20 protein-coding genes and 1 riboswitch are annotated in these 21827 nt (G+C 63.6%); of the genes, 1 reads left to right on the top strand and 19 read right to left on the bottom strand.

Annotation, left to right across the window (positions count from 1 at the left end; all coding sequences use genetic code 11):
* Nucleotides 1–14: 14 nt before the first annotated feature.
* From tolA to H7F36_RS19720, 19 genes are all read right to left on the bottom strand, one after another.
* Nucleotides 15–1031, bottom strand: coding sequence for a cell envelope integrity protein TolA (tolA, locus tag H7F36_RS19810; protein WP_187052383.1), 1017 nt, complete (start codon nt 1029–1031; stop codon nt 15–17).
* A 4-nt stretch (nt 1032–1035) separates the two neighbouring features.
* Nucleotides 1036–1494: a biopolymer transporter ExbD gene (locus tag H7F36_RS19805; RefSeq protein WP_187052382.1), complete on the bottom strand. Its 459-nt coding sequence runs from the start codon at nt 1492–1494 to the stop codon at nt 1036–1038.
* A 2-nt stretch (nt 1495–1496) separates the two neighbouring features.
* Nucleotides 1497–2216, bottom strand: coding sequence for a protein TolQ (tolQ, locus tag H7F36_RS19800; RefSeq protein WP_187052381.1), 720 nt, complete (start codon nt 2214–2216; stop codon nt 1497–1499).
* Nucleotides 2213–2650, bottom strand: a complete 438-nt coding sequence (ybgC, locus tag H7F36_RS19795) for a tol-pal system-associated acyl-CoA thioesterase (RefSeq protein ID WP_187052380.1) — start codon at nt 2648–2650, stop codon at nt 2213–2215. The genes tolQ and ybgC overlap by 4 nt, the downstream gene beginning before the upstream one ends.
* On the bottom strand, nt 2647–3831 hold the full coding sequence (locus tag H7F36_RS19790; RefSeq protein WP_187052379.1) for a pyridoxal phosphate-dependent aminotransferase: 1185 nt from the start codon (nt 3829–3831) through the stop codon (nt 2647–2649). The genes ybgC and H7F36_RS19790 overlap by 4 nt, the downstream gene beginning before the upstream one ends.
* A gap of 4 nt (nt 3832–3835) precedes the next feature.
* Nucleotides 3836–4378, bottom strand: coding sequence for a transcription antitermination factor NusB (gene nusB / locus H7F36_RS19785; protein ID WP_187052378.1), 543 nt, complete (start codon nt 4376–4378; stop codon nt 3836–3838).
* Nucleotides 4375–4839, bottom strand: coding sequence for a 6,7-dimethyl-8-ribityllumazine synthase (gene ribH / locus H7F36_RS19780; RefSeq protein ID WP_187052377.1), 465 nt, complete (start codon nt 4837–4839; stop codon nt 4375–4377). Before ribH ends, nusB begins: the two co-directional genes overlap by 4 nt.
* A gap of 4 nt (nt 4840–4843) precedes the next feature.
* Nucleotides 4844–6016, bottom strand: a complete 1173-nt coding sequence (ribBA, locus tag H7F36_RS19775; protein WP_187052376.1) for a bifunctional 3,4-dihydroxy-2-butanone-4-phosphate synthase/GTP cyclohydrolase II — start codon at nt 6014–6016, stop codon at nt 4844–4846.
* Nucleotides 6013–6681, bottom strand: a complete 669-nt coding sequence (locus H7F36_RS19770) for a riboflavin synthase (RefSeq protein WP_187052375.1) — start codon at nt 6679–6681, stop codon at nt 6013–6015. The genes ribBA and H7F36_RS19770 overlap by 4 nt, the downstream gene beginning before the upstream one ends.
* A 78-nt stretch (nt 6682–6759) precedes the next feature.
* Nucleotides 6760–7857 carry a bifunctional diaminohydroxyphosphoribosylaminopyrimidine deaminase/5-amino-6-(5-phosphoribosylamino)uracil reductase RibD gene (ribD, locus tag H7F36_RS19765; RefSeq protein ID WP_187052374.1) on the bottom strand — a complete coding sequence of 366 codons (1098 nt, stop codon included), beginning with the start codon at nt 7855–7857 and terminating at the stop codon, nt 6760–6762.
* Nucleotides 7858–7993: 136 nt separating this feature from the next.
* A complete protein-coding gene (locus H7F36_RS19760) occupies nt 7994–8452 on the bottom strand; it encodes a type IV pilin protein (RefSeq protein ID WP_187052373.1) in 459 nt (152 codons plus the stop codon).
* The gene (locus tag H7F36_RS19755) at nt 8449–11709 is read right to left on the bottom strand and encodes a pilus assembly protein (RefSeq protein ID WP_187052372.1); all 3261 of its coding nucleotides are present in this window, start codon (nt 11707–11709) and stop codon (nt 8449–8451) included. The genes H7F36_RS19760 and H7F36_RS19755 overlap by 4 nt, the downstream gene beginning before the upstream one ends.
* Before the next feature lie 47 nt (nt 11710–11756).
* Nucleotides 11757–12458, bottom strand: coding sequence for a pilus assembly protein (locus H7F36_RS19750; protein WP_187052371.1), 702 nt, complete (start codon nt 12456–12458; stop codon nt 11757–11759).
* Nucleotides 12458–13168 carry a PilW family protein gene (locus H7F36_RS19745; RefSeq protein ID WP_187052370.1) on the bottom strand — a complete coding sequence of 237 codons (711 nt, stop codon included), beginning with the start codon at nt 13166–13168 and terminating at the stop codon, nt 12458–12460. The genes H7F36_RS19750 and H7F36_RS19745 overlap by 1 nt, the downstream gene beginning before the upstream one ends.
* 52 nt (nt 13169–13220) lie before the next feature.
* The gene (gene pilV / locus H7F36_RS19740) at nt 13221–13763 is read right to left on the bottom strand and encodes a type IV pilus modification protein PilV (RefSeq protein WP_187052369.1); all 543 of its coding nucleotides are present in this window, start codon (nt 13761–13763) and stop codon (nt 13221–13223) included.
* Nucleotides 13751–14326: a GspH/FimT family pseudopilin gene (locus H7F36_RS19735; RefSeq protein WP_187052368.1), complete on the bottom strand. Its 576-nt coding sequence runs from the start codon at nt 14324–14326 to the stop codon at nt 13751–13753. The genes pilV and H7F36_RS19735 overlap by 13 nt, the downstream gene beginning before the upstream one ends.
* 174 nt (nt 14327–14500) lie before the next feature.
* Nucleotides 14501–14944, bottom strand: coding sequence for a transcriptional regulator NrdR (nrdR, locus tag H7F36_RS19730; RefSeq protein WP_187052367.1), 444 nt, complete (start codon nt 14942–14944; stop codon nt 14501–14503).
* Between the two features lie 19 nt (nt 14945–14963).
* On the bottom strand, nt 14964–16208 hold the full coding sequence (gene glyA / locus H7F36_RS19725) for a serine hydroxymethyltransferase (RefSeq protein ID WP_187052366.1): 1245 nt from the start codon (nt 16206–16208) through the stop codon (nt 14964–14966).
* Nucleotides 16209–16249: 41 nt separating this feature from the next.
* Nucleotides 16250–16375: riboswitch (ZMP/ZTP riboswitch) on the bottom strand.
* 47 nt (nt 16376–16422) lie between these two features.
* A complete protein-coding gene (locus H7F36_RS19720; RefSeq protein WP_187052365.1) occupies nt 16423–17277 on the bottom strand; it encodes a lytic transglycosylase domain-containing protein in 855 nt (284 codons plus the stop codon).
* A gap of 619 nt (nt 17278–17896) precedes the next feature.
* Between H7F36_RS19720 and H7F36_RS19715 the strand changes: the two genes are divergently transcribed.
* Nucleotides 17897–21826 carry a DUF748 domain-containing protein gene (locus H7F36_RS19715; protein ID WP_187052364.1) on the top strand — a complete coding sequence of 1310 codons (3930 nt, stop codon included), beginning with the start codon at nt 17897–17899 and terminating at the stop codon, nt 21824–21826.
* Nucleotide 21827: the final 1 nt, after the last annotated feature.

The raw sequence follows: 21827 nt of genomic DNA, 5'->3' as shown, positions 1-21827 counted from the left end.
CGACGCTTCGGCCTCTAACGCTTCGGCTTCAGCGAAACGATCAACGACGGAAAGATCCGCCCGTCGTTGTCGCGCGGCAAACGATCGGTCTTGCGCAGGCCGCGTTCGGCGGCTTCGTCCCAACTCGGCAAGCCACTCGACTTGCTGAGCTTGACGTTGACGATGGTGCCGTCGGGCGCCAAGCTCACTTCGAACTCGGCGGCTGGATTGCCGTTGACGGTGTCAGCGTCGGGAAAGGTCACGTTGGGGCGCACTGCGGCGGCGATGCGTGCGCCATAGCCGCCGGAAGGGCCTGACGCCTTCAGCGCCGTGCCCTGCGAGCCCTCGGCACCGGTGGCTCCGGCCATGCCCTGCATGCGCTTGAGCGTGGCGGCGCGGTCGGCAGCAGCCTGCTTGGCAGCGTCGGCCTGCTTCGCTTCGGCCGCAGCCGCCTTTTGTGCCTCGGCCTTCTTGGCCTCGGCGGCTTTTTGCGCATCGGCCTTTTTGGCGTCGGCCAGCTTTTGCTGCTGCTCCAGCTTGCGGTCGGCCTCGTCTTCGGCGCGCTGCTTGGCGTCAAGGTCTTTCTTCTCTTGCGCTTTCTTCGCGGCCTGCTGTTGTTGCTGTTGCTGCTGCGCCTTCAGCTTGTCTTGCCGCTCTTCTTCGCGCTCGCGCTCCTTCTGTTCTTTCAGCTTCTTCTCGCGTTCGAGCGCGATGTCGGGTGCGCGTGGCGCCGGCGTCGGATCGGGCCTGACTTGCGGTGCAGGCGGTGGCGGAGGAGGTGGTGGCGGTGCCGGGGTGGGTGGAGGCGTCGGCGTCGGCGTCGGCGGTGTCACCGGCGTCGGCGGAGCGGAGAGCCGCGGCGCCGCTTGTTGCACGGTCGACGACCACAGTTCCGCTTCGACCGCATCGTCCTCGGCTTCACGTTTCCAGTGCACCCCCCAGGTCAGCGCCGCGATCAGCAGCGCATGCGCGATGAGCGCCAGGATGACGGCGCGCGGGGTGCCGCGCTGCGGCGGCGGTGCGAACTCGGGACGATCGGCAGCGAGCGACATGCGCTTACTTGCCCCTGGCCGGCGCCGCGCCGGTGCCGGTGGTCGTGACCGACAGGCCGACACGCTCGATGCCGATCTTCTTCAGCTCGTTCATGGCGCGGACGACGGTGTCGTACTTGACCGTCTTGTCGGCACTGATGACGACCGGCCGCTGGTCGTCGCCGCCTTGCGCTGCCTTGGCGGCCGCGCCGATCTGCGTCATGGGCAACGAGGTTCCGCCGGTGCCGGTCGACGGGTCTTTCTTGATCTGCACTTCGTCGTCGCTCTTGATGACGATCTCGATCGGCTTGTCGGGCTGCTTGTTGGCGCGGTCGACCGTCGGCAGGTTGATGACGCTCGGCGTGATGAGCGGCGCGGTGACCATGAAGATGATCAGCAGCACCAGCATCACGTCGATGAACGGGACCATGTTGATCTCGTTGATGGTGCGGCGTCCGCGGCCGCGTGACGATACGGCAGCCATGCTCAGCGCCCCGCGGTGGCCGAGACCGCGGCGGTCGCCGGATTGACGTTGGCCGACAGGTTGCGCTGCAGGATGTTCGAGAACTCTTCGATGTACGTCTCGAGGGCGATGGCGATCTTGTCGATCTCGCGTGCGAAGCGGTTGTAGCTCACCACAGCCGGGATGGCGGCGAAGAGGCCAATGGCGGTGGCGACCAGTGCTTCTGCGATGCCGGGTGCCACGGTAGCCAGCGTCACTTGCGTCAACGCCGCCAGGCCAGTGAAGGCATGCATGATTCCCCAGACCGTGCCGAACAGGCCGACGTAGGGCGAGACCGAACCGACCGTCGCGAGGAACGACAGGTTCTGTTCGGCCGCATCGAGTTCACGCTGAAAGCTGGCCCGCATCGCGCGGCGGGCGCCGTCGAGCAGCGTGCCGGCATCGGTCACATGGCGCTCCCGCAGCTTCTGGTACTCGCGCATGCCCGACGCAAAGATGCGCTCCATCGGCCCGGCCAGCTTGGCGTTTTGCGCGGCCGAGGCAAAGAGTTCGTTCAGGCTGGTGCCCGACCAGAACTCGCGTTCGAACTCGTCGTTCAGCGCGCGCATGCGCTTCAGCGCAAAGAACTTGCGGAAGATCGCGGCCCAGCTGGAGATCGAAACGATCACGAGCAGCAGCACGACCAGTTGCACCACGAAACTCGCGTGGATAAGGAGGTTGATGATCGACAGGTCTTGGTTCATGGCTTGGATGGTTCTTCAATGGAGCCGATGGAGTGCTCGAGGGTTCCCGAAACGTGTGTCGGAATGCGCGCGGGGCGCAATGTGACGGCATCCACCCAGCCGATGCGAATCGTGCCTTCGCAGAGCAGAAGTCCGTGCTCTGATTTTGATAGCACGCGCTGGCCGATTATCAAGGACGCCGAGCCCATCTGCCGCGCTTCGGCTGTAACCAGCAGTTCATCGTCGAGGCGGGCGGGGCGATGGTATTTCAACGTGGTTTCACTGACGACGAACTGGCCGCCGGTTTCTTCGCGCAAGGCATGCTGCGATATGCCGAGCGACCGCAGCCATTCGGTGCGCGCGCGTTCCATGAACTTCAGGTAGTTGGCATAGAACACGATGCCGCCCGCATCGGTGTCTTCCCAATACACCCGAATCGGAAACGCGAAGCTCATCGGGCCAGTGCCTTCAGTCGTTCGACGGCTTCCTGCAGATGTTCCATCGAACTCGCTGTAGAGAAGCGCACGAAGCGGCTGGTCTCTGCGGTCCCGAAATCGCGGCCTGGCGTCACCGCCACGTGCGCCCGCTTCATGGTCTCGAAGGCGAAATCCCAGCTGCCGTCGATGCCCAGCTTTTGCGCGAACGAGGTGCAATCGGCCCATGCGTAGAAAGCGCCGTCGGGCATCACCGGCACGGTCAGCCCGAGCGCGTCGAGCTGCGGAATGAACCAGTCACGGCGCGCCTTGAATTCCGCCCGACGGCGTTCGTACTCGGCGATGCTGTCGGCTTCGAAGCAGGCCAGCGCTGCGTACTGCGACACCGTGCTGGCGCAGATGAAAAGGTTTTGCGCGAGCCGTTCGATCACCGGCACCAGCGCATCGGGCACCACCAGCCAGCCGAGCCGCCAGCCGGTCATGTTGAAGTACTTGCTGAAGCTGTTGATGCTGACGACCTGGTCGTCGATGGCAAGCGCGGTCTGGCCGAATTTCGCGTCGTAAGACAAGCCGAGATAGATCTCGTCGATCAGCGTGATGCCGCCGCGCCGTGTCACTACCTCGTGAATGCGGCGCAGCTCATCGGGAGCGATCGAGGTGCCCGTCGGGTTCGATGGCGACGCGAGCAATACACCGCGCGTCTTGTCGGTCCAGTGGGATTCGACCTTGTCGGCAGTGAGCTGAAAACGCTCGGCCGCCGTGGTTGGCACCAGTACGGCTTTGCCGTCGGCTGCGCTGACGAAATGGCGGTTGCACGGATAGCTGGGGTCGGGCAGCAGGATCTCGTCGCCCGCCTCGATCAACGCCAGGCAAGCCAGCTGCAGCGCCGCCGAAGCGCCGGCCGTCACGACGATACGGCGCGCCGGTATATCGACGCCGAAGCGCTCGGCGTACCAGCCGCTGATGCGCTCGCGCAGTGCATCGAGGCCGGTCGCTTGCGTGTATTGCGTGGTGCCGTCGTGGATGGCGCGAGCGGCCGCTTCCTGCACCAGCGGCGGTGCGGTGAAGTCCGGCTCCCCGATGTTCAGGAAGATCATCGGCCGATCGGTGTGCGCGACTTCGCGGGCAAGGGCAGACGCGGCCTTTGCCACCTCCATGACGTAGAACGGCTCGATGCGCTCGGCGCGCGACGAAATCTTCATCTCTTTACTTGGCCTTGCCGGTCAGCCGGTCTGCTTCGACTTCGACACTGCGAAGCTGTGGCGCCAAGCCATTGAGCACGGCGTTGACGTACTTGTGGCCGTCGGTGCCGCCGAATTCCTTGGTCAGTTCTATGCATTCGTTCAGCACTACGCGCCAGGGCACGTCGAGGCAATTCTGGAACTCGTAAACGCCGATCCACATGACTGCATGTTCGATCGGCGAGATGCGTTCCATTTCGCGGTCGAGCAAGGGAAGAATCAGCACGTCGAGCTGCGCCTCGCCCTCGATGCAACCGTGCAACAGCGCGTCGTAGTGCGCCGAGTCGGCCTTGTGAAAGCCGGCCAGATCGCGTGTGAAGGCGTCGATGTCGGCCGCATCGTTCTTGCCCACGATGTACTGGTAGAGGGCCTGCAAGGCAAACTCGCGCGCACGGCTTCGGCTCGACTTGGCCGAAGCTTTGCGAACGCCCGTGGCGGTGAGGCCGGTGCGAATTTGTTTGGGCGGGCCGGTCTTGGCGATCGCGTCTTTGGTGGTGTCTTCGGTCATGAAAGTGTGGCTAGCAGTTGCGCCATTTCGACGGCGACGCGAGCCGCATCGCGACCTTTGTCGGTCTGGCGGGCCACGGCTTGTGCGAGGTCTTCGGTGGTGAGAATGGCGTTGGCGATGGGCAGGCGGTAGTCGAGCGCGACGCGGCTCACGCTCGCGCCCGACTCGTTGGCGACCAGCTCGAAGTGGTAGGTCTCGCCGCGGATGATGCAGCCGAGCGCGACCAGCGCGTGGTAGCCACCGCGCTCGGCCAGCGCTTGCAGTGCAATCGGCACTTCGAGTGCGCCGGGCACTTGCACATGGTCGATGTCTTTTGCGGCGACGCCGAGCGCTTCGAGTTCGGCGAGGCAAGCCTGCGCGAGCGCGTCGGTGACGTCCGCATTGAAGCGCGCCTGCACGATGCCGATGCGCAAGCCGATGCCTTCGAGCGGGGTTCCCGCTCCTTTGTTCGAACCTTGCATGTCGTCAGTCTTTCGAGATGTAGCCCGCAATTTCGAGGCCGTAGCCGGCGGCCATGCTCGGCATGCGCCGCGGCGTGCCCAGCAGGTTCATTTTGCGGACGCCGCATTCGCGCAGGATCTGCGCGCCGATGCCGTAGCTGCGCAAGTCCATGCGGCCGCGCTCGGGCGCTTGCGCCGGGCGCGCGGTGCCGTCGAACTGGGCCAGCAAGTCAGCGCCGGATTCACCGCAGTTCAAGAGCACGGCCACGCCTTTGCCTTCGGCAGCGATGTGCGCGAGGCTCGAGTCGAGGCCCCATGAATGCAGCGAGCGGTTGACCTCGAGCGCGTCGAGCACCGAGAGCGGCTCGTGCACGCGCACGTCGACGGTGTCTTCCGGCGACCAGCTTCCGCGGACCAGCGCCAGATGCACGCCGCCGCTCGGCTTGTCGGTGAAAGCATGTGCGGTGAACACACCCCAAGCCGTCTGGATTTCGCGCACGCCGACCTTTTTGACAAGCGATTCGGTGCGGCTGCGGTGCTCGATCAAGGCGGCAATGGTGCCGATCTTGATGCCGTGCTCCGCTGCGAACAGTTGCAGGTCGGGCAGGCGCGCCATCGTGCCGTCTTCGTTCATGACTTCGCAGATGACCGAAGCGGGCGAGCAGCCAGCCATCGCTGCCAGATCGCAGCCGGCTTCGGTGTGCCCCGCGCGCATGAGCACACCGCCATCCACCGCCTGGAGCGGAAAGATGTGGCCCGGTTGCACAAGGTCTGCCGCCACCGCATTGCGCGCGACGGCCGCCTGCACGGTGCGGGCTCGGTCGGCGGCCGAGATGCCGGTGGTCACGCCTTCGGCTGCTTCGATCGACACGGTGAACGCGGTCGAGTGCTTGGCGCCGTTGCGCGACACCATCGGCGGCAGTTGCAGGCGTTCGCACATCTCGCGCGACAGTGTCAGGCAGATCAAACCGCGAGCGTGGCGCGCCATGAAATTGATCGACTCCGCCGTGATGTGGTCGGCCGCGATGACGATGTCGCCTTCGTTCTCGCGATCTTCTTCATCGACCAGGATCACCAGGCGGCCGGCACGCAGGTCTTCGACGATTTCTTCGATAGGTGAGATTGGCGCGGTGACGCGACCGCTGCGCGAAGCGGTGATCGGCGATACAGACGCAATCGACGTGACGGAGGCGTTCATGGCTTGTCTTTCTTGTTCGGGATGGAGAGGGCGCCCGCTTGCAGCATGCGCTCGACGTAGCGGGCGACGGTGTCGACCTCGAGGTTGACGTTGCTGCCGGCGCGCAAGGTGCCTAGCCCGGTGTTCTCGACCGTGTGCGGTATCAGGTTGATGCTGATCTCGCTGCCGTCCGCAACGTCTTCAACAACAAGATCGGTCACCGTGTTGACGGTCAGGCTGACACCGTTGACGGTGATCGAGCCTTTGTACGCAAGGAAGCGTGCGAGTGCTTGCGGTGCGACGATTCGGAGTTCCCAGCTTTCGCCGATCTCCGCGAAGTAGCTCACCCTGCCGATGCCATCGACGTGGCCCGAGACGATGTGGCCGCCCAGCCGGTCGGTTGCCCGCAAGGCTTTTTCGAGGTTGACGGCGCCGTCGGGCACGGAAAGACCGGCGGTCTTGTCGAGAGATTCGGCCGAAATATCGATGGTGAACTGCAGTTGCGCCGCGTCGAGCGACGTGACGGTCATGCAGGCGCCGTTGAGCGCGATGCTGTCGCCGAGGCCCACGTCGTCCAGGTAACCTGGAGGCGTCGCAATGCTGAGCCGCTTGCCGTGGGATGAAGAGCTTCCGAGGTCGTGGACTGCGGCGATGCGCCCCACGCCGGTGATGATTCCGGTGAACATTCAAGGATTTTCGCAGAACGCGCGGCCTGCGTTCGCCAGATGCGCAAGAACGGCGCCAAAAGGGCCACCGGAAGGAGGCTAGAACGCGTCTTTGCCGGTCACTCGCGCGACGATCCGGAGGTCGGGGCCAATCAACTCCACCGAGCGGAATTCCAGAGGCAATGCGCCCGTCAGCGACGTCAGTGAACCGCCGGCATGGGTGTGGCTGGCCATACCGAAGCCGCTGCCGATGAGCTTGGGCGCGAGATAGACCACGAACTCGTCGACCAGGCCTTCTCGGATAAGCGAGCCGTTGAGCTTGTGGCCGGCCTCGACGTGCAGTTCGTTGATTTCGCGCATCGCGAGGTCTTTCAGCAGGGCAGCGAGATCGACTTTGCCCTGCGCGTTCGGCAGGCAGGTGACGGTGGCACCGCGCGCTTCCAGTGCCGCTGCCTTGGCTTCATCACGGGCCGCAGCGTAGATCCACACTTGACGTGCGGCTTCAAAAATATGAGCGTCGGGTGGCGTCTGAAGATGGCTGTCGACCACGACCAGCGGAGGTTGACGTTCTGTGTCGACCAGCCGTACGTCGAGACGCGGGTTGTCCTCGAGCACGGTGCCCACACCCGTCAGCATCGCGCCGGAGCGTGCCCGCCAGGCGTGACCGTCGGTGCGCGCAGGCGGGGAGGTGATCCATTGGCTGGTGCCGTTCTCCAGCGCCGTCTTGCCGTCGAGCGACGCAGCGACTTTGAGGCGAACCCACGGTGATTTGCGGATCATTCGGCTGAAGAAACCGATGTTGAGTTCACGGGATTCTGCGGCGCCAGGTCCGACTTCGACATCGATGCCGGCGGCGCGAAGTTTGGCGAATCCCTGTCCGGCCACCAGCGGATTCGGGTCGGCCAGCGAAGTGACGGCTTTGCCGATGCCGGCGGCGATGATCGCGTCGCTGCAAGGGCCTGTTCGGCCGTGGTGGGAGCAGGGCTCCAGCGTCACATAGGCGGTGGCGCCCCGGACAGCATGACCTTTGGAGGCAGCGTCGCGCAGAGCCATGACTTCGGCATGCGGACCGCCGGTGCGCTGCGTTCGACCGACGCCGATCACCTCGCCGGTCGGCGACACGATCACGCAGCCGACGGCGGGATTGGGCGGAACGGCCCATTGCGCGGCGCGTGCCGATGACAGGGCGAGTTGCATCGGCTCTGCCGTGTTTGCCAAGCACGTGGCGGCAAGAGGGACGGCAGCGGGGTCGGATGGGGCGGTCAACGTTGGGTCAGTGTCGAGTGAGTGACGGGTGCATAGCGCGTCACACTAACCGAAGAGTGAACGACGGTCAGCGATTCCAGCAGTCGGCGATCAAGTCGGCGCTGCCAGTGGCCGCAGCCGAGGTAATGCCGCGAACACTGGACTGGTCCAGCGTGAACGTCCCGCATTTGTCGTCTGACTGCGCGTCCGAAGGCACTGCGATCAGAGTGTAGGCGGAGTCGGTGGCTGTCTTGAGCGACACGGCGTACCGCCTGCCGGGAACGGTCGTCAGCGACAAGGGCAACGGCGTCACGTCCGCACCGTTCTTGGCTGTCGTCGCGGGATAGACGCCGTTGGCCGTCGCCACGCGTTCCATCCACTGTGCTGCTTGGAGCAGCCCGGCGCGCGCTTCGGCCCGATGACCGCGGCGTACATATTCCTGGTAACTGGGCAGCGCGACAGCGGTGAGGATGCCAATGACCGCGACGACGGTCAGTACTTCGACCAGACTGAAGCCGCGATGCCTAGTGCGTTGTCGCGCACTCATTGAATTTGCCGCCACGAGGGACGCAGTGCGGTGCGGCCGAGCAACTTGCGATCGGCGCAGATTTGACCAGCCGCACAGATGGCCTTTTCTGTGTTGGTCGCGCTGTCCCTGATGCTGGACCGGACGCCGGTTTCGCTTCGCGAAGCAACTCCCGTCGCGCTTGTTGCGCCGCCCGCGCCGGCATAGGCGTAGATATCGGACTTTGGCGCGCTGCCGTTAATGGCGTTGATCGTCGTCAGAAAGTGCCGTGCACCTGTGATGCTGGGGGAGCAGGTTTCACGTGTGATGTCTTCACCGGCCGCGGGCAGCGTGCTCGCCACGTCGATCAGTTGGCCGTCGAACCACGTTGGATTGCCGAGCACTCGTTCACCCGGCGGCAGCTCCAGGTACCAGCCACGTTTGGCGGGCGAGCCGGCGTAGTCGACAGGGTTGGACGACACCGTCCAAAGCGGGATGGTGTGGCCGGATGCCGATCCGGCGACCGCCGTTGCCGTGGCCGTGGCGGCAGCGGAGCTGATGGTCTGCTGAACCAGCGCACCGCGACCGCCGGTGAGGGCGCTGCTGGCAGTCAGCGTGAGCTTGCCGGCGCTGCGCGTCACCGCGGTGTTGTCGTACACGCCGTAAACCGTTTGCACTGAGGTGTCGGTTCTGTCGGCGTCAGTCAGATTGGCACCGGTGCCGAAGACGACCATCACACCGCCTTTCGGATGCGGCAACCACACTGGCGCACTGGTGATGGGCTGCGGCCGTCCAGGCACGCCTCCGGCTGCTGCGGAAGTCGCCGAGTAGAGCGGCGCGCCGTTGAAAGCGGTCTTCCAATCAGATGGCGCGTGGGCGCTGAGGTCGAACTTCCAGAGGTTGCCGTGAAGATCGCCCGCATAGGCCACATCTGACACGCTGTCGCCGTTCAGATCGACGAGCCGAGGGGCTGAAAGGCCGTTGCCTGTCAGCCCGCTTGCAGTGGTTGCATGGATCTTTCTCAACTCGCGAGCGCCGTCGAGGTACTGGATCATCAGCACGGCGTTTTCGCGCGTGCTGTTGTAGCCGTTGCCTGTGACCAATGCCCAGCGGCCGTCGTTGAGCTGAGTGATTTGACGTGTAACTCCGGTGTCTCCTTGCTCGCGAACGGGTTCGCTGAAGATGTGGCCGATGTCCGCGTCGATGGTGGAGGTGGAGGTGGAGGTGGATGCGGTCTGGTCCAGTACGACGATGTTTCCGGCATTGCCTGCGACAAACGCGCCAGGGTCGGTCACGTCGAGTACGAAGTAGCCTTTGCCGCCCGCGCCCATGAAGCCGGCCAGATAGGTCTTCCAACTTCCGCCGACGTAGAGATCGCCGGCTAAAGGTGAGCCGTCGACGAAGTAGCGATGGGCGTAGCCGGGCTGGGTCAGCTGCGACAGCCCGGCATAGGCTGCCAGTGGTACGTAAGCGATCTTCTCTTTGCCATCGGCGGCCGAAAAGCCGTGCAGCATGCCGTCGTTGGCGCCGACGTAGAGCATCGATGGCCGCGTCGTGCTGGCTGCCCTGAATGCGGCATAACCGTACGCCGTGTAGGCTGCGCCCGCCTTGCCGGCCACGTACCAAGGTTTGGAGTTCACGACATCGCCATGACGCGAATCCCGGTTACGAAAGTTGCCGCCGTTCGATTGCTCGTCGTCGCGAAAGCCGCGCACGAAGGCGAGGCGTTCCTTGCCCAGGCCGTCGATCGTGGCGTTCGATGTGTCGAGCGCGCGTTGCTGTGCGGTCGCAAGCGCGCTCCAGACGAACGAGATACCGTTGACGGCGGGGCTGTCGCCAGCCGCCGGCGGGCGCCTCGCGGACATGACCACGCGGGCGCTCGGCGAGAAGGCGACGTGGTCTAGCAACGTGGCAGTCGAAACCGGCTTGGCAGTGCTTGTCGCCGTTGCCGGCACCGTCCCCCAGAGTCCTTCAGCCGACGCAACACCTGTGCCGGCGGCCAGCTTGTGCGCAGTGATGGCGCCGCTCCAACTGGCCGGGTCGTAGGAAGAGGTGAAGACTGCGGCATCGAGCCTCGTGGAACTGGCGCTGACAGACACCGAACTAATGGGCGAGGACTTGTCGGCGGCAATCGAATCGAGGATGTCCTTGAACGACCCGGCGAGCGAACTCGCGGTCGGCGCCGGCACGAACTTGCCGCGGCCGTTGAGCGCCATGTGCCAGAGCTCTGGCATTCGCGTGGTTTCGTCGCCGTCTATGGCATCGGTCCAGTGGATGCGGCCGGCAATCAGTGCCGTGTAATCGCCGCCGGTCCAGGTGTCCGCGCCGAACTTCGGCGTGGCGCTGGTGGCGTTCCAGTTGGCGGCTGCATTGAAACCGACCGTGTAGGTCGTCATGTGCTGCCAGGTCGCCGGATCGTTGCGCGGGTTCCAGAATTCCGGAACCGTTCTGCTCGCGCCCTCGCTGGTGAAGGTCTGGTCGCCTTTGTGGGTGAGCTTCGCAGGGACATCGTTGGCGAGAGACGGCTGAAGATCGGTCGCCCAATAGTGGAAGGCCAGGTCGGAGAGCGTCGGCAACGTGCTCGTGCCGAAGCGGTCGCGGTAAATCGCCGTGCTGTCGCTTTCGACGTCGTACACCGTCTTTCCATCACCTAACGTTCCGGTCGTCCCGTCCCTGTTGCCGATCGATCGCGCAGCGATGCTGTCGGCTGCATCCCATGATGTCGTGTCGTTCCAGCCGCCGTCGGTCATGAAGAGGTTGTAAGACTTGCGGCAGCTCAACATCGGATGTTGCGTGCTTCCGGGGACGCTGGCCCAGGGGCTGTCGACACCTGGCGCCGACTTCAGATATTGGCCGGCGTTGAATAACATGCGGTGCGAGGGCGTCGCGCCTTGAGGCGCCAATGTGTCGACCCACTGCTGGAAGCGGCCTCGCTGCGCTGCATCGAGCACTCTCATCGCGTTCTGGTTCTTGCAGTCGCCGCCGGCCGGGATCGTGTAGCAGCCGGTCATCGCTTGCCATGCAAGGCGGATCGAACCGTCCGGCACGTTGGCGGCAGAGAACGTGTCTTTCAGTGCGCTGCGCAGGGTCGCCATGCCCGACACATTCATGCTGCGCGAGTCGTCGACCGACACGATGACGTTGGGTGCAGGCTGTCGGTACGCCGTCCCGGCCGGCGCCATGCTCAACGACAGTGGCGCGGCTTCGATGTCCGCGCTGAAGAGGGCGAACGCCGTGGCGAGCACGGCGAAGATGGCGAGGCTCAGCGCAGGCCGCGCGAGCATTGGATTCGTTGTCATGGTGACTCCCCTGATTTCCTCGCCCGGGCACGAATGTCCGCCCCGACTCACGAACTGACTTTTTTCCAGACAAAGACCGACTGCACAACTGCCTGGGTGCCCGGCTTGAGCCCCTGTGCCACAGCGGTGATGCGATAGATGTTGGGCCGCGTGCTGTCTGGCGCGAAGGTCTGCGCCGGGCCGGCGGTGACCGCCGAGGCGGTGTCGTAGGGCAGCACTTCGACCCAATACCAGGCTTTGGCGCCAGCACCGGCGTTCGCCCTCAGCAATGGGTTCCCGACCTCGCCGGCCTGCGCGCCTGTGTACCGGCCGTAGGTCGCTGCCGAGGCTTTCATGGCGTTCAGTGCCGTCGCCGTCGTCCAGAATTCGGCGGCTACGTTGGTCGCCGTGCAGATGCCGGCAACGCATGAGGGAGTCTTCGTGACCAACGCGGCGTCCAGATCTTGAAAGTCGTTAGCACTCTCAGGGTAGAAGGCTTGACCTTGGCTCGGATCGATGACGGGAGACCGGCAAAAGGAGCCACTGCACGCAGACCCGTCGGGCTTTTGCCCTTGAATATCGAACTCGGCATCGCGCACCATGGACTGAGCAGCTTCAAGCGCACGCTGATAGTCGCTGTCGGTACCCGTAAGCAGTTCGTTGAACAGGGCTGTACGCGATGACCAAAGCACCAGCAGCATCGACAGCAGCAACACCACCATCACGACAAACAGTGCGATGCCCTGCTGGCGCAAGCGTGGCGTGCCCATCAGCTGCCCTGCGTCCGCAAGTCGAAGACATTGCGAAAGACCAGATGCAGACGCCCGTTCCTCGGCGACTCCACGCCTTGGCAGTTGGCGTAGCTGCCGACACCGGGTTGCCCAGCCTCATCGCCTTGCAAGTCGAGACATATTTCGATCGATTTAACGGAGCGCCAGAGCCCGGCGGCATCGACTTGTTTCGCGGTCATGCGTTGCGTGGTGCTGGCCGCGGAAAGGATGCGATACCAAACCTGAAAGTCGGCGACGTTGCCGATCAGGGCCTGGTTCTTGGCGCCGCTTTTGCACTTGAGTTCGTGCGCTTCGCCGTCGACCCAAAACGTGCTGTCGATGCGGGCACCGTTTGCCTTCTCGCCGAGACAATCGCGCGGACGTGTGTCGGGGTTGCCATCGAGCGGCTCGTTGCTGGTCGATACGGTGTCGGCGCTGTCCCCGGCGCCATCGGCACCAGTCACCACGCTTGAATTCCCACCGAACCCGATGAAGGTGTCCTTGAAGCTGTAGAGCGAGTTGACCGAATCCTTGATGGGCGCGACCGACCCGGCCTGACGAATCTGAATGCCCATGACACGCAGCGCGTAGGAGCCTTGCTGCTGCAATTGGCTCAGATCGCCGACCGTGCCTGATGCAGTTCTTGAGACGATCAATGTGCCGATCGCGGCCGCGACGACCATCAGGCCGAGCGTCAAACCGACGAGCAACTCGATCAGGGAGGCGCCGCTTTGAGCCCCGCGACCGCGGGCGGATGAAAATTCAGGGCTGCACATAGACGAGATGGCAGATAAGTCCCTCGGGACAAGCGACACCTGCGTCATCTACTTTCAGATCGAACGGCGAGACGCCATCGCCCGTCCGCTCGTTCGCGCGCCAACCCACCATCACACCCAGCTGGCGTCGGTCGGCAGCGGCAACCGATTCATCGGTGAACACGTTCGCTTGTCCCAGCGGCAAGGTGCGGGCGATCGTCTTTCGCCACTGGGCGATGTCCGATCGGGCCAGCTCAGCCGGGCTGCATGCGTTGACATCGCAGGCATCCGACGCAACGATGGGCGTCGCGTCCCATGGGCTTGCGTATGCGCCAGTGCGGAGCTGGCCGAAGCCGTCCGGGTTGGCCTTGATGCGCTCTGCCAGATCCTCGATGGCGCGAACGGCCTGCGCCCGGTGCACGCTGGTCTGCGTTTCGGCCAAGGTGCGGATCTGGACGGTGAGCAGGCCAAGGCTGCCGATCGCCAGAATCGTCGTCGCGACCAGCGATTCGATGAGCGAGACGCCGCTTTGTCGTTTCAGGCCTGGCATGAGGCCACCCCTTTGCGTGTTGCCAAACGACCGCCGCTGCTCATGCACAGAGCCGTTGTACTGGCAGCCGATGTGTTGCCGGAGGGTCGCACGACAAAGCCGAACGCGCCGGCACCGCTGAACTGTCCCCAGCGGTCGACAGACGCCAGCGCGTTGTGCAAAGTGAAGGTGATGGAGACGCCCGTCGCCGCAGGCGCGGTTTGAATCGTTTCTTCGCCCGGGTCGATGAGCTTGTTGCCGTTCGAGTCCACAAAGACGAACCAGCCGCAATCCCACTGCTCGATTTGAGTCGAGCCGCTGCAATTCGCTGCGCCAGCCTTGCGAAGCACGACGCCGCCACCGCGTTTGATGCCTTCCGCGCGCGCCAGATAGATGGTGGAGACGAGGTCTTCGGTAGCGCGTCGGACGCGGTAGTTTTCGACGACGCTACGGAAGCTCGGCGCGGCGAGCGCGGCCAGTATTCCGACGATCGACACGACAACCATCAACTCGATGGCCGTGAAGCCAGAGACGAGGTGAATCGGCTTTGACGAATGGGCAGGGAGTACGGATGTGCGTCGCATAGGGCCCGGATGCTACGGGCCGTTACACGAAAGAAGGAGGCAAAAATGCCTCGCCGGTCGATCTAGATGGACGATCGGGCTGTTTCGATGCAGATGCGACCTTTTAGAATCTTTGCAAACTCGAATTGACGAAGTTGGCAGAAGAAAACGACGTTTGGTAACGTCGATCGGATACTAAATGTCGCGCAGCAACTGCCTGAATTCATCCACGTCTTCGAAGCTCCGATACACCGACGCGAAGCGGACATAAGCAACCTTGTCGAGCCGCTTGAGTTCGCGCATGACCAGTTCGCCGACCTTGGCCGAGTCGATTTCCCGCAACCCACTGGACAGCAGCTTTTGCTCGATGCGCATGAGGGCGCTGTCGATTTGTTCGATGCTCACTGGTCGCTTGCGCAGCGCCAACACCATCGACGCACGAACCTTGCGCGAATCGAAGTCGGCACGGCTGCCATCTTTCTTGACGACCGCAGGAAAGTTGACCTCCGGCCGCTCGTAGGTGGTGAAGCGCTTGTCGCAGTCGGCGCACTGACGGCGCCTGCGCACAAAATCCGCGTCTTCTGAAACACGGGTCTCGACGACCTGCGTTTCGAGGTGACCGCAAAAAGGACATTTCATGCGGTCACCGTGCCCGTGTTCAGCTGTAGACCGGGAAGCGGCTGGTCAACGCATGTACCCTGACGCGTACCGCGTCGATGTTCGCTTCATCGCGTGGGTTCTCGAGCACGTCGGCGATCAGATGGGCTGTCTGGCGCGCTTCTTCGTCCTTGAAGCCGCGCGTCGTCATGGCCGGCGTGCCGATGCGAACGCCGCTGGTCACCATCGGCTTTTCAGGGTCGTTGGGAATGGCGTTCTTGTTGATCGTCATATGCGCGCTGCCGAGTACCGCTTCGGCTTCCTTGCCGGTGATCCCCTTGGCGCGCAGGTCGACCAGCATCACGTGGCTTTCGGTGCGGCCGCTCACGATGCGCAAGCCGCGTTCGGTCAGCGTGTCGGCGACGATCTGCGCATTTTTCACGACCTGCTGCTGGTAAGCCTTGAACTCAGGCGTCATGGCTTCCTTGAAGGCGACGGCCTTGGCTGCGATCACGTGCATCAGTGGACCGCCTTGCAAGCCAGGAAAGATCGCGCTGTTGATGGCTTTTTCATGCTGCGACTTCATCAGGATGATGCCGCCGCGCGGGCCGCGCAGGCTCTTGTGCGTCGTCGAGGTAACGACATCCGCGAAGGGGACCGGGTTGGGGTACACGCCCGCCGCGACCAGACCGGCGTAGTGCGCGATGTCGACCATGAAGATCGCACCGATGTCTTTCGCCACCTTGGCGAAACGCTCGAAATCGATGCGCAGTGAATACGCCGAGGCGCCGGCGATGATGAGCTTGGGCAGATGCTCACGCGCTTTGCGCTCCATGGCGTCGTAGTCGATTTCTTCCTTGGCGTCGAGCCCATAGCTCACCACGTTGAACCACTTGCCGCTGATGTTGAGCGGCATGCCGTGCGTCAGGTGGCCGCCTTCGGCCAGACTCATGCCCATGATGGTGTCGCCGGGCTTCAAAAAGGCCAGCATCACGGCTTCGTTGGCAGAGGCGCCGCAATGCGGCTGAACATTGGCAGCGTCGGCGCCAAAAATCTGCTTGATACGGTCGATGGCCAATTGTTCGGCGATGTCGACGAACTCGCAGCCGCCGTAATAGCGCTTGCCAGGATAGCCTTCAGCGTACTTGTTGGTGAGCTGTGAGCCTTGCGCCTGCATGACGGCAGGCGAGGCGTAGTTTTCGCTCGCGATCAGCTCGATGTGCTGTTCCTGGCGAGCGTTCTCGGCCTGGATAGCAGCCCAGATTTCAGGATCGGTCTGTTCGACCAGAATATTGCGCGGATACATGGCAGTCCTTTGAAGACGATGTCCTTGTTCTTCAACCAAACAAGGGCTGCCCAGGCGAACGGCTGAACACCTGCTGAAGGCCGCAGGCGGTACGCTTCCCAGTGGTATTCCACGTCAGCGCGAAACCCGGGAGCGGGGTGCGCCTATCGCCAGTCGCGTACCGCGCGAGTGTAGCCGACGATGAAAGATTCGGCGCCCAGGAGCGCCGCATCGCCTACAAATCGCCCAACAAGGCTAACTTGTCTGCGGCAGCTTCAGCCGGTTTTGCCAAGGGAGCCGGGGCTGGTGTCGCTTGCGCACGCAACGCTGGTGTGGGTGCGGTCGTTGTCGGTGGTGAGCGCCCGTCGGCGACCTGACGCAGCCGTCCGTGCTCGGCCATTACTTTGCCAGCGTAGCCGCCGTCGTCTTCCAGGTTGGCCGCGCCCACGTAATAGCGCAAGCCGCCTTCGAGCGAACCGGCGCGAGCGATGCATTCCTGCAGCACCTTGACGCCAACACGCATGTTGGTCACCGGATCGAACGCCGTCAGCGTGCCGCCGGCGCTCTCGTACTTATCCCCGTGCACCCGCGTCATGACCTGCATCAGCCCTTGCGCGCCAACCTGGCTTTGCGCAAACGGGTTGAAGCTGGATTCGACTGCCATGATTGCAAGGATCAAAGTCGGATCGAGCTTGCTTCGCTTGCCGAGGTCATAGGCCTCGGCGACGAGTGCGCTCAAGGGCTCTGCCGCAACGCGGTATTTCTTGCTGAGCCAGTAAGCCACTGCGGCTTGTTGCTTGGGCAAGTCGAGCGGACTGGTCGCCGTCGTGCGCTCGATCGCGGTGGGATCGAGATCGCTCACGAGGACTTCAGGCACGGCGGGCACGGGCTTGCGCGACTGGAGCCAGCTCATGAGCTGCTCTTCGCCTTGTTCACGCAAGTCGGGCCGCGCTACCAGGGCTATGGCCGCAAACACTATGGCCAGTCCTACCAACGCAAAGCCGTTGTGGGTCATCTCGAAAAAACCGTCGGCCACGTCGGACACGAATGTCCTGAATCCTTGGGCTGTGGCTTCGAATGCCAGTTTCATCGCTCTTCCTTTCTGTGCGGCGCCCGTTGGCGGTTCACCCCGAGGAGCGGAGAACCGGTACAAAAGGCGAAATCGCTGGATTGGTACAAATCAGGCCCGCGCGAGGAGGAGGGAGCGCGGGCGCCTGATCAAGCCGAGAAGTTCGGCGGCGGATTTCATGGAGGCCCGGGCGCTTGGCATCACGGGAGAAGCGGATTCTAGGAGTGGCTAAATACACGGTCAAGAATAACGCCTAGGTATGTTATTCTAAAATCGGTCTAACAAAACGTGCTAAGTAAATCCAAAGTATTGCTGCTAATAGCGCTTTGCAAGAAATTGAAAATGCGACTTGCATTGACTGGGGGCAAGGCCTAATCTGCATAAGCCAGTTAATTTTGGCATCGCCAAAGTCCAGCGACCAAAGAACAATTCGGCGGTCCAGCGATAGAGGCACTCTTGGTGGCAATCTCTTGCCGCCAGCTTGGTCGGAACGATTGAACTTCCGGTCGAGCGAAAAGATGGCATGAGCCTCGTGCCCGCCATCGAGCCCGGTAGCAAGACACCATGTCCTGTCACCGGGCTTTCTTGCTTCTGGAATGGCAATGGGAACGACAAAGCCTTTGCGGCACACTCACTTCAAATGAATGCTGCATCGCTAATACGAAATAAGTGGGTGCGACGCGGGATCGTCGCTTTGGCATCGCTGCTCGGCCTTTGGCTCGTCGCCTGGTTGGCGGTCCCGCCGATTGCAAAAAGCCAGATTCAAAAGATCGCCAGCGAGAAGCTGGGTCGAAAAGTAACTGTCGGAAAAATAGATTTCAGGCCGTGGACGCTGGAACTGACAGTCGACGATGTGAGCATCGCCACCGCTGACGGTAGCCAGCCGCAGTTCCACGTGGCTCGGCTGTACGCTGACGCGGAACTCCAGTCAGTCTTGAGGTTGGCACCGGTGATCGACGCCGTCCGCGTCGAGTCGCCGGTCGTCAAGCTGACCCATCGGGCCGATGGCAAATACGACATCGACGACATTCTTGCCAAACTCGCTGCCGCCCCTGCAGCGCCCAAGAGCGACCCGCCGCGCTTTGCGATCTACAACATCGCGATCTCCGGCGGCTCCGTCGACTTCAACGACGAGACGGTCAAGCGCACGCACACGCTGCGTGACCTGGTGCTCAATGTCCCATTTCTGAGCAATCTGGCGTCTAAGCGGGAGATCAAGACCGAGCCCAAGCTCGCGTTCGTGCTAAACGGCAGCGAGTTCGATTCGACCGCGTTAAGCACGCCGTTCGCAGACAACCGCAAGACCGACGCGCATCTCCAGTTCAAGGGACTCGATCTGGCGCCGTACCTTGGATACATCCCTGCCGGCTCGCCGGTCAAGCTGCAAGCCGGCACGCTCGACGCCGATCTAAAGATCGACTTCGAGCAGGCTGCAACGGCCGGGCTGAAACTGAGCGGAACGATCGAGGCGCACGGTACCAAGCTGGCCGACGGCAAGGGGCGCGACCTGCTCGGCTTCGACTCGTTGAAAGTCGAACTTGCCGACGTGCGGCCGCTTGATCGCATGGTGCATCTGGGCGAGGTTTCGCTGACTGCGCCGCGACTGGTGGTGGCGCGCGACGCTGCGGGCCAGCTCAATCTTCTGGCGACCGACCCTGCTACCGGTACGACGGAGAAGGTTGCGCCTCGGGCGGCAGCAGACAGCGCGGCTGCTCGTACCGACACGCCGGCACCGGGCTGGAAAATTCAGGTCGACAAGGTCGCCTTGAACGGCGGCAACATCGGGTGGCGCGATGCCACCACGCAGCCGGCCGCTGCGATCGATGCCAGCGAGTTGGCCATCCAGGCGACCACGGTGACATGGCCGATGGCCAAGGCCGTACCCTTCAGCGGCTCGATGACGCTGGCCGGCGCGCACCTGAAATTCAAGGGTGAGGGCACCGACAAGGCGGCCACGGTGCAGACAGATGTCGATGCGTTGCCGCTTTCGCTGGCAGCACCGTATCTCGCGCAAAGCCTCGAGCCGACGGTGGATGGCAAGCTGAGCGGGCAGATCGACGTGGCCTGGACCAAACCGGAACTCAAGTTCAAGGCGGTTCGCCTGGCGCTCGACGGTCTGGCACTGACGCAAGGGAAAGCGGCAGTCGCCAGCGTCGGGCGCTTCGAGTTGACCGATGCCGAAGTCGACATGACGAAGCACACGCTCGCCATCGCATCCTTCACCGCGACCAACCCCAAGGTGATGGTCGAGCGTGACAACGAAAAGCGCTGGATGTTCCAACGCTGGCTGAAGGCGCCAGCGACGGGTAGCAAGGATGCGGACGTGGCCAAGGTGGCTGCGCCGAAGCCAGTCAACGCGTCGGCCACGCCCGGAACGCCTGCGGCCGACGCCACGCCCTGGGCGCTGACCATCGCCACCATGGCAGTCGACAACGGCGCAGTGTCTTATTCAGACAAGGCCGGCAGCACGCCGGTGGCCATTGAACTGACCGCCCTCAAAGTCAGCGCCCAGAAGATCGCACCCAACACCGCGGCCGTGTCGCCACTGCAGGTCTCCGGGCGCATTGCTGTGACCGGCGGGCGCGCCGACGCGGGCAGGTTCGACTACAAGGGCAACCTCGTGCTGAAACCGCTGGCGGCTGAAGGGCGCGTCGAAGTGGCGGCCTTCCCCGCGCACGCCTTCAAGGCGTATTACGCCAACGCGCTCAACGTCGACATCCGGCGTGCCTATGCGAACTACAGTGGCACGGTGAAGTACGCCGCGGCGCCGGCCGGCATGAGCCTGAAGCTGGCAGGCGACAGCGCACTCGAAGACTTTCGCGCCAACAGCGCGAGCCTGACGCAGACGCCGGGCATCGACCGCACCAACCAGTTGCTCAGCTGGAAAGCCCTGAGCCTGCGTGGCCTGCAAGTAACGATGGCGCCCGGCACCGCGCTCGGCGTCGATGTGCGCGAGACCACGCTGACCGACTTTTTTGCGCGCGTCATCGTGGACCCGACCGGCCGCATCAATTTGCAGGATCTCGCCAAATCGCCGGAGCAGGTGGCCTCGGGCTCGGCAACGCCGAACGGGGCAGCTGCCGCGCCGACTGCGGCCACGCCAGCTACGCCAGGCACAGAAGCCGCTCCAGCCGCGGCGGTCACGACACGTAAACCCGGTGGTGGCACGACGACCACGGCGGTGCGTCCCGCCACGTCGTCCGGCCGGACAATCTCGGCCGAAGAGAGGGTCGGTGGCGATCCGGTTGCTGCGGCGCCGAAGGCGGCCGTCTCAGCGCCTCAGGTGAGCGACGCGTCGACCGGACCCAAGCCGATCATTCGTTTCGGCCCAATGAGCCTGATCAACGGCAAGGTCGACTTCACCGATCAATTCGTCAAGCCAAACTACTCGGCAGACCTGACCGAACTCACCGGCAAGCTCAGCGCGTTCTCGTCGCAGCCGGAAGCAGGCGCAGGTGGCACACCCGCGCTGGCCGACCTCGAACTGCGCGGCAAGGCCGAGCAGACGGCATCCCTGGAAATCGTCGGCAAGCTGAATCCGTTAGCCAAGCCGCTCGAACTCGACATCACCGGAAAGATGCGCGACCTCGACCTGCCGCCGCTGTCGCCGTACTCCGTGCGCTACGCCGGCCACAACATCGAGCGCGGCAAGCTGAGCCTCGAGGTCAACTACAAGATCGCGCCCGATGGCCGACTCACCGCGACCAACAACATGGTGTTGAACCAACTGCAGTTCGGCGAGGAAGTGCAGGGCGCGCCGAACAGCCTTCCGGTGCGGCTCGCGGTCGCGCTGCTGGCTGACCGCAATGGCGTCATCAATGTCGATTTGCCGTTGTCGGGCTCCATCAACGACCCGCAGTTCAGCGTGGGACCGCTGATCTGGAAGGCGCTGGTCAATCTCATCGTCAAGGCCATCACGTCTCCTTTCAGCTTGCTCACCGGCGGGCTCGGCGGCGGTAGCGGCGAGTCGAGCACCATCGCATTCGACGCCGGCAGCTCGGCGTTGTCGGACATCGCGAGACAGGGCCTGGACAAGGTGGCCAAGGCGCTGGCGGACCGGCCGGGCTTGCAGATGACCGTGGTGGGCACATCGAGTCTCGACAAAGAAGCCGAAGCGTTCAAGCGTCAGCGCCTGCGGCAACTCGCCCAGGCCGAAAAGCGCCGCGGGGCGGCGCGCGCCGTTGCGACTGCGGGTGCGAGCACGGTTGCGGATACGGCCGGCGCAGACACCGCGGCGGAGTCGGCGGCTGCCGTACCGCCCGTGACGGATGCCGAATACCCCGCGCTGCTCACCGCGGTATACAAGCGCGCCGACATCACCAAGCCGCGCAACATGGTCGGTCTTGCAAAAGATCTGCCGCTGAAAGAGATGGAAGACCTGCTGATGGCCAGCGTCACTGCCGACGAAGAAACGATGCGCAAGCTCGCCGTCGAGCGTGGTGCGGTGGTGCGTGATTACCTGCTGGAACAGAAGGTGCCGAGCGATCGGCTCTTCCTCGGCGCGGTGCGAACGCGGGCTGCAGATGCCAACTGGAAGCCCGGCGCAGAGCTCAATCTGGCGACCCGATAAA

Source organism: Variovorax sp. PAMC28562, from assembly GCF_014303735.1.
Classification (GTDB): Bacteria; Pseudomonadota; Gammaproteobacteria; order Burkholderiales; family Burkholderiaceae_C; genus Variovorax.
This window is presented reverse-complemented; position numbering and strand designations above follow the sequence as displayed.